This window comes from Nonomuraea sp. NPDC005730 (genome assembly GCF_040630865.1).
GTDB lineage: Bacteria > Actinomycetota > Actinomycetes > Streptosporangiales > Streptosporangiaceae > Nonomuraea.
The window spans coordinates 1-6,659 of record NZ_JBEXYK010000126.1; the positions used below are offsets into that span (position 1 = coordinate 1).

At 72.9% G+C, this 6,659-nt stretch carries 10 protein-coding genes; 5 read left to right on the forward strand and 5 right to left on the reverse strand.

Going from position 1 to position 6,659, the window contains the following annotated elements:
• The first annotated feature begins 150 nt into the window (after positions 1-150).
• Together ABZ444_RS51110 and ABZ444_RS51115 are read left to right on the forward strand one after the other, a co-directional pair.
• Positions 151-795 (forward strand): RNA polymerase sigma factor, encoded by a 645-nt coding sequence (locus tag ABZ444_RS51110; RefSeq protein ID WP_358012610.1) that lies wholly within the window; start codon positions 151-153, stop codon positions 793-795.
• On the forward strand, positions 792-1,361 hold the full coding sequence (locus ABZ444_RS51115) for a hypothetical protein (protein ID WP_358012612.1): 570 nt from the start codon (positions 792-794) through the stop codon (positions 1,359-1,361). The genes ABZ444_RS51110 and ABZ444_RS51115 overlap by 4 nt, the downstream gene beginning before the upstream one ends.
• A gap of 422 nt (positions 1,362-1,783) precedes the next feature.
• On the opposite strand, the gene ABZ444_RS51120 is transcribed toward ABZ444_RS51115, so the two are convergent.
• The 3 genes from ABZ444_RS51120 to ABZ444_RS51130 all read right to left on the reverse strand — a co-directional run bounded on the left by ABZ444_RS51120 (position 1,784) and on the right by ABZ444_RS51130 (position 2,972).
• Entirely contained in the window at positions 1,784-1,966 is a 183-nt protein-coding gene (locus ABZ444_RS51120) for a hypothetical protein (protein WP_358012614.1), read from the reverse strand.
• A 63-nt stretch (positions 1,967-2,029) separates the two neighbouring features.
• Positions 2,030-2,449, reverse strand: coding sequence for a DUF6294 family protein (locus ABZ444_RS51125; RefSeq protein ID WP_358012616.1), 420 nt, complete (start codon positions 2,447-2,449; stop codon positions 2,030-2,032).
• Between the two features lie 73 nt (positions 2,450-2,522).
• Positions 2,523-2,972: a cupin domain-containing protein gene (locus ABZ444_RS51130; RefSeq protein ID WP_358012618.1), complete on the reverse strand. Its 450-nt coding sequence runs from the start codon at positions 2,970-2,972 to the stop codon at positions 2,523-2,525.
• 31 nt (positions 2,973-3,003) lie between these two features.
• On the opposite strand from ABZ444_RS51130, the gene ABZ444_RS51135 reads away from it, so the two are divergent.
• Positions 3,004-3,627, forward strand: a complete 624-nt coding sequence (locus ABZ444_RS51135; protein WP_358012620.1) for a TetR/AcrR family transcriptional regulator — start codon at positions 3,004-3,006, stop codon at positions 3,625-3,627.
• A 56-nt stretch (positions 3,628-3,683) separates the two neighbouring features.
• Here ABZ444_RS51135 and ABZ444_RS51140 read toward each other — a convergent pair whose 3' ends face one another.
• Both ABZ444_RS51140 and ABZ444_RS51145 read right to left on the reverse strand, forming a co-directional pair.
• On the reverse strand, positions 3,684-3,920 hold the full coding sequence (locus ABZ444_RS51140; protein WP_358012622.1) for a hypothetical protein: 237 nt from the start codon (positions 3,918-3,920) through the stop codon (positions 3,684-3,686).
• Positions 3,921-4,069: 149 nt separating this feature from the next.
• Positions 4,070-4,477 (reverse strand): DUF6223 family protein, encoded by a 408-nt coding sequence (locus tag ABZ444_RS51145; protein WP_358012624.1) that lies wholly within the window; start codon positions 4,475-4,477, stop codon positions 4,070-4,072.
• Positions 4,478-4,694: 217 nt separating this feature from the next.
• On the opposite strand from ABZ444_RS51145, the gene ABZ444_RS51150 reads away from it, so the two are divergent.
• Together ABZ444_RS51150 and ABZ444_RS51155 are read left to right on the forward strand one after the other, a co-directional pair.
• Positions 4,695-5,819, forward strand: a complete 1,125-nt coding sequence (locus ABZ444_RS51150; protein WP_358012625.1) for a histidine kinase — start codon at positions 4,695-4,697, stop codon at positions 5,817-5,819.
• The gene (locus ABZ444_RS51155; RefSeq protein WP_358012627.1) at positions 5,816-6,478 is read left to right on the forward strand and encodes a response regulator transcription factor; all 663 of its coding nucleotides are present in this window, start codon (positions 5,816-5,818) and stop codon (positions 6,476-6,478) included. Before ABZ444_RS51150 ends, ABZ444_RS51155 begins: the two co-directional genes overlap by 4 nt.
• Positions 6,479-6,659 lie beyond the last annotated feature (181 nt).

The following is a 6,659-nucleotide window of genomic DNA, read 5'->3' on the forward strand; positions in this document are numbered from 1 at the left end:
GTTCTTCTTGGTCGTTGAACCAACTACCGGAGACCTCTTCGTTCAACGATCACCGACACGCCTCACACGCGATCTTTCGAAACACGGCCTAGGACGGGCCGCCGGGAACTCGGGGTGCCGGGCGGACAGTACTGGTATGTGGACATGTCGATGCGTGCCCGGATTCGTGCTGGGGATCAGACGGCCTTCTCGTGGCTCTTCGACGAGTACGCCAAATCCGTCTACAACCATGCCTTCCGCCTGACCGCCACCTGGAGCGAGGCGGAGGACGTCATGGCGTTGACGTTCCTGGAAGCCTGGCGATTACGAGCGAAGATCGACCCCGAGGGCGGCTCGCTGCGGCCGTGGCTGCTCGGCATCGCGACCAACGTCTCCCGCAACGTCCGCAGGGCCGCCCGCCGCCACGACGACGTCCTGGCCAGGATCCCCAAGGGCGAGTCGGTGCCGGACTTCGCCGAGGAGGTGGTCGGGCGCATCGACGACGCCGAACGGCTGGCCGCGGTCAGGCGGGCGTTCGGCAGGCTCCGCAAGCAGGAGCAGGAGGTGTTCGCGCTGTGCGTCTGGGCCGCGCTGGACTACGCCCAGGCGGCCGAGGCGCTGGGCGTCCCGGTGGGCACCGTCAGGTCCCGTCTGTCGCGGGCGCGGAAGAAGCTCACGGAGTTCGCGGAACGCGAAGGACGCACGGAACCCGGGGAACGCGGGAATCTCGGCGAAGTCTCGGGATTCGGGGAACTCGCCGGGACGAGCCGACAGGTAACAGGTGACCCAGGCCCCGCCAAGGAGGAGATCCGATGAACATGCCGGTTGAGCGTGATCTTTCCGAGGGCCGTCGCCGACTGCTCAAGGAGTTCGTGATGACCGAGATCGAGAAGGCGCCCCGTACCCGTCCGGCCGGGGTCAGGCTGCTGGCTCCCGTCGGCGCGCTGGCGGCCGCCGTGGCCGTCGCCGTCCCGCTGCTCTTCGGCGGCCCGGCGTACGCGGTGTCCAGGGCGTCCGACGGGCTGATCGACATCAGCTTCAGCGAGGCGAAGGACCCCGAGGGGCTGCAGGCCGAGTTGCGGGCCCTGGGGGCGAACGTGGTGGTCAGCTACGTGCCCGACGGCAAGAAGTGCGGCCCGGAGCCGCGCGCGGCCCGCTTCCTGAGCAAGGAGGAGGCGCCGCTGTCGGTGTTCCCGCAGCCCGAGGGGCATGAGGCCGGCTTCGTCATCGACCCCAAGGTGATCAAGGAGGGGCAGACGGGCGTGCTGGAGTTCAGTGTCAGCGAGGAGAGGAAGGTCGCCGGGATCTGGGCGCGCGTCGCCGAGGGGCCGGTGGCCGACTGCGAGCTGGTCGACACCACGGACGCGCCGCTGTCGCACTGACGCCACTCTCCGGCCGTTCCCCGCGGGGGAGGTGCCCCCCCACGAACGCCCATCGCGCCGTCCGGCGCGGTGGGCGTTCGGCGTGGGGCTCATGACGCTTGCGCACTCGCGGACAGGACGTGGGCCGCGCCGTCGACATCGATCTCGCCCGCCACGGACAGGGTCAGGTGCGCGAAGGCGGGAGCCAGGTCGGTCGGTGAGCTCCAGCCGGCGCAGGCCGGTCGCGGCCGGGTCGGTGAGCAGCGCCCCGACCAGCGCGGCCGCCCACTGCTCCGGGTCGGCCGCGTCGGCGCCGAGCCGCTCCACCAGCGCGCGGCGACCGGACGCCGTCTGCGGCGCCAGGCGGAACACGGCCTCGTCGAGCCGGTCGCCGGACCAGGTGAGCTGCCAGGAGCCATCGGCACGCAGCGCGTCGAAATCGATCACCAGGGCATGCCGAAGGTGACCTTGTCGCAGCCCTGGACGACGAAGGCGAACGTGTTGACCTCGTGGCCGTTGGTCGTGGTGCCGACCGCCGCCGCCGGGGCCGGTGTGACGAGGCAGAAGGTCGCCGCGAGTACGGCGGCGGCCGGGCCGGTTCGGGATGGTGGAGCCGCGCGGTGCATGGACGTCCTCTCGTCGAAGGTGTCGGCGCGTGCGGGGGAGCGTTCCGTGAGTGTTCGGGTGACTCAGCAGTGCTTGCTCAGCGACATGCGCTTGACCAGGTCGAACAGGTCGGGGTCGAACTGTCCCTTGGCGATCCAGCGATAGGTCCGGCGGTCGTGCAGGTTCTTGACGAACTTGGTGCTGGTGCTGCCGTACACGCGTATGTCGCCGAGCAGGGCGCCGGCGCCGTCCTTCAGGTGCGCCCACATCAGCCAGGCGTCCTCGTCGCCGAGGCTGGAGACGGTGGCGTCCAGGCGCGCCGTGCCGTTCGAGTACAACGTCCAGGTCGCGCCGGGCTCGATCGTGCAGGAGCCCGCCGACAGGTAGCCGCGCCAGACGTACGTCTTCTGCTCCAGGGCGGACGCGCCGGCCGTCGCGGTGACGGACGACGCCAGGACGACGGCGGACACGAGCACGCCGGTGGTCTTGCGAACGCCTTTCATGAGGACTCCTCGGGGCGTGGGGGGAAGGGGGGGTACGCCGATCGGTCCCGGCGTGACAGGGGCGGCGGGGAGGTCAGACGGCGGTGTCCGGGGGCGGGCCGATGACCTGGTAGCCGTGCCGGGCGGCGATCTCGGCCAGGTGGGCGAGATCGGCGTCCCCGGCCGCGACTTCGGCGGCGAAGTGTTCGAAGCCGGCGGGCCAGGTGAGCTGGAGCAGGCGCAGGGGAGCGTCCTGGCCGTTGGCGAAGGCGTGCGGCACCCGCCGGGGGAGCAGGACGAAGGCCCCCGCGGCAGCCTGCCAGGACCGCTCGCCGCAGTGCATCCGCGCCGTTCCCGACAGCACGTAGAACGCTTCGTCGTCGTCCCGGTGCACGTGCAGGGGCGTGGCGAAGCCCGGCGGGCATTCCTGCTCGATGACGGTGAGCCGGCGGCCGGTCGCCGCCCCGCCCGCCTTCACGGTCATGGTGGTGCCGAGGAACGGGTGGACGGCGCCGCCGCCGGCAGGCAGATGGAGCGCGCTCAAGGCCGTCTCCACAGCGTGTGGCGCCGGATCGATGGACGACGTCAAGAGCCCCAAGCGGCGCTCGGCCCAGACCAGAAGCCGGATCGTGACCGCTGCCCAAGGGCTGTTCGTCGTGCGGGGCTACGCCGGCACGACCTTCCAGCAGGTCGCCGACGCGGCCGAGGTCTCGGTGCAGACGGTGTACTTCCACTACGGGACCAAGAGCGGGCTGCTCAAGCACGTGGTCGACGTCGCCTCGGCCGGTGACGACGAGCCCGTGCCGCTGCTGGAACGTCCCGGGTTCGCGGCCTTGCAGGCGTCGCGGGACCCGATGGAGGTCGTACGGGGGTGGGTGCACCAGAGCGGCGTCATCCTCGGCCGCGTCGCCCCCGTCCTGGCCGTGGTCCGTGACGCGGCGGCCACGGACGCCGACATGGCCGCCCAGTGGGCCGTCAACAGCGAGCAGCGGCACACCGCCCACGGGCAGGTCGTCGCCATCCTCGACCGCCTGCGCGCCATGCGGCCCGGCCTGAGCGCCGACCGGGCCACCGACATCACCGTCGGGCTGCTGTCACCGGACCTGTTCCTGGTGATGACCCGCGAGTGCGGCTGGACGCCCGCGCAGTGGGAGGACTGGAGCGCCGACCAGCTCGCCCACGCCCTCCTGCCCTCCTGACGGCCCGGCAGATCGTCAGGGCGGGCGGGTGGTCGGACGGATGGCCGGACGGATGGTCAGTCGGTCGGCTCCACGTCCGGTTCCTCGTTCTCGCCGGACTCCTCGGCCACCTCGCGCCGCTCCTGCGCGACCTTCTCCTCCGGATCGGGCGGTGGCTCGACCGGCTCCGCGGGGATCGGCCGAGGAGTGTCCCGCACTTCGACCGCCGCCCGCGCTGCGGTGGTGTCGCTCTCCCCGTTGACCCGTCCGACCGCGGGTGGCATGTCCTCGGGCAGCTTGTCCTGTTCGTCCATGACCCGCAACTGCCCTGACCTTGACCTCCTGAACGAAAACCGCCCTGCTCGGCATCTGGCCCGGTCGTGGCCCGCGGCTCATGAGCCGAGCCATTCGGCCAGTGCCTCGGGCCCGGGTGGTTGCATGCCGCGGCGCAGCAGAGTGGCGGTCAGGCCGGGCGGCGGGCGCGGTTCAGGACGAGGGCGCCGAGGACGATGGCGGTCAGGCCGAGGATCAGGTCCAGGTAGCCGCCGACGATGCCGTAGCCCGTGCCGGGGCCGCCCTTGGCGGCGGCGATGACCCAGCCGCCGATGACCATGCTGGTCACCCCCGCGGCCAGGGCGGCGACGGCCCCGCGCTTCCCGGTCGCGGCAATGGCCCCCGTGCCGGTGCCGGTGCCGGGGGTGGGGGTGGGGCGGCGGCGGAGGCGGCCGGTGGAGCGGGCCAGGGTGAGGCCGCCGGCGGCGACGCCGGCCAGGCCCAGCCCGGCGGCGATCAGGGACCACAGCCGGCCGGTGGTCATGGCGTAGGCGGCGACGGGGTCGGCCTGGGCCGCGAGCAGGTGGTCGATGAACATGAGGGGTTCCTTTCGCCTGGACGTCGACGTGGGAAGAGCATGGCCGCCGGGCCCGCCGCCGGTCGTCCGGCGGGAGCGGGTTTCTCGGGGTGCCGCCGGTGCCGCAGCCGGCTACCGCACGGGCGGCAGGCAGGCGCGGACGTACCGCGTCCGCGGTAGGCGGCGGGTGATCCTCCTGCCGGAGTCGTATGGCGGGACATGCGGCTATGGTGCGCGTATGAGCACAAGGCGGCTCGGCGTCGGGGCCGGGACGATCGACTGGCTGATCGCGGCCGGCGTGGCGGCGGCGCTGGTGGTCACCGGCTTGTCCGGGCAGCCTTCCGCCACCCACCTCGCGCCGCTCGGCTACGCGCTGCTGGCGGGCGGTGGACTGGCGCTGGTCGCGCGCCGCCGGGCGCCGGTCCCCGTCCTGGCCGTGACGGGGTTGTGCGCGGTGGGGTACCAGGCGGCCGGGTTCGACGTGCCGGCGGTGGCGTACCTGTTCGCGGTGTACGCGGCGATGCGGGCCGGAAGACGGCTGGTCACCGTGGCCGCGAGTGTGATCGTGCTGGCCCTGCTGCCCCTGGCCGCGATGGCCTCCGGGCTGCACGACACGGGCGAGGCGTTCGCGCAGGCCAGGGGCGCGCTGGAGCTGGCCTGGCTGGTCGCGGCCGGCGCCGCGGGGGAGGCGTTGCGGCAGGCGGAGGGACGGGCGGAGGAGGCCGAGCGCACCCGGGAGGAGACCGCGCGGCGGCGTGCCGACGAGGAGCGGCTGCGCATCGCGCGGGACCTGCACGATTCGCTCACCCACCAGATCTCGGTCATCAAGGTGCAGGCCGAGGTGGCCGTCCACGTGGCCCGCAGGAAGGGGGAGCAGGTGCCGCAGGCCCTGCTGGTGATCCAGGAGGCCGGCCGCGAGGCGACCAGGGAGCTGCGCGCGACCCTGGAGGCGCTGCGCGACGACACGACTCCGCCGCACGGCCTCGACCGGGTCCCCGAGCTGCTGGAACGGGCCAGGACCACCGGCCTCGACGCGACGCTGACGATCGAAGGACAACGACGGGACGTGCCGGCCGCGGTGGACCGGACCGCGTACCGGATCGTCCAGGAGTCCCTGACCAACATCGCCCGCCACGCCGCCGCCGCGACCGCGGAGGTCCGCATCGACTACCGTCCCGACGCGCTGGCCATCCGCGTGGACGACGACGGCACGGCCACGCCGGACGCCGCCCCCGTGCCCGGCGTCGGCCTGATCGGGATGCGCGAACGTGTCACCGCGCTCGGCGGCAGCCTGCGGGCGGCGCCGCGCGGCGCGGGCGGCTTCACCGTCCAGGCCGAGCTGCCGATGGACCGCACGCCGTGATCCGGGTCCTGCTGGTGGACGACCAGCCGCTGCTGCGCGGCGGGTTCCGCGCGCTGCTCGACCTGGAGGACGACATCGAGGTGGTCGCCGAGGCCGCCGACGGCGCGCAGGGCCTGGCCCTGGCCAGGGAGCACCTGCCGGACGTCGCGCTCATCGACATCCAGATGCCGGTCGTGGACGGCATCGAGGCGACCCGCCGCATCGCCGCCGACCCGGCCCTGGCCGGCGTGCGCGTCGTCATCCTGACCAACTACGGCCTGGACGAGTACGTCTTCAACGCGCTGCGCGCCGGCGCGGCGGGGTTCCTCGTCAAGGACGTCGTACCGGAGGACTTCCTGCACGCCGTGCGCGTCGCGGCCCGCGGTGACGCGCTGCTCGCGCCGTCGATCACCCGCATGCTGATCGACCGGTACGTCACCCGGCCGCCCGCCGCCACCACCGGCGAGGAGCTGCGGGGGCTGACCAACCGCGAGCGCGAGGCCGTCGCCCTGGTCGCGCGGGGGATGTCCAACGACGAGATCGCCGCCCACATGGCGATCAGCTCGATGACCGCCAAGACCCACGTCAACCGGGCGATGGCCAAGCTGCGCGTGCGCGACCGCGCCCAGCTCGTGGTCCTGGCCTACGAGTCGGGCCTGGTGACGCCGCGCACGGCGTGACGCGCCGGGAGTCAGGCGGGCACGTCGTCCAGCCGCACCGAGACCCGCACGTGCCGGGTGTCCATCCACAACGCCCGGTGCAGGACGGTGAAGTCAAGGGGTCGTCGCAACACTGATTGATCAACTGGCTGTTGCCAGGAGCTTGGTGAGACGCTCGGCTGGGGTTTCCCAGCTGAGCGTC

What these genes read in the sequence shown, in the direction of transcription:
- ABZ444_RS51110 (WP_358012610.1), top strand. Translation starts at nt 151, where the DNA reads ATGCGTGCCCGGATTCGTGCTGGGGATCAGACGGCCTTCTCGTGGCTC.
- ABZ444_RS51115 (WP_358012612.1), top strand. Translation starts at nt 792, where the DNA reads ATGAACATGCCGGTTGAGCGTGATCTTTCCGAGGGCCGTCGCCGACTG.
- ABZ444_RS51120 (WP_358012614.1), bottom strand. Translation starts at nt 1,966, where the DNA reads ATGCACCGCGCGGCTCCACCATCCCGAACCGGCCCGGCCGCCGCCGTA.
- ABZ444_RS51125 (WP_358012616.1), bottom strand. Translation starts at nt 2,449, where the DNA reads ATGAAAGGCGTTCGCAAGACCACCGGCGTGCTCGTGTCCGCCGTCGTC.
- ABZ444_RS51135 (WP_358012620.1), top strand. Translation starts at nt 3,004, where the DNA reads ATGGACGACGTCAAGAGCCCCAAGCGGCGCTCGGCCCAGACCAGAAGC.
- ABZ444_RS51140 (WP_358012622.1), bottom strand. Translation starts at nt 3,920, where the DNA reads ATGGACGAACAGGACAAGCTGCCCGAGGACATGCCACCCGCGGTCGGA.
- ABZ444_RS51145 (WP_358012624.1), bottom strand. Translation starts at nt 4,477, where the DNA reads ATGTTCATCGACCACCTGCTCGCGGCCCAGGCCGACCCCGTCGCCGCC.
- ABZ444_RS51150 (WP_358012625.1), top strand. Translation starts at nt 4,695, where the DNA reads ATGAGCACAAGGCGGCTCGGCGTCGGGGCCGGGACGATCGACTGGCTG.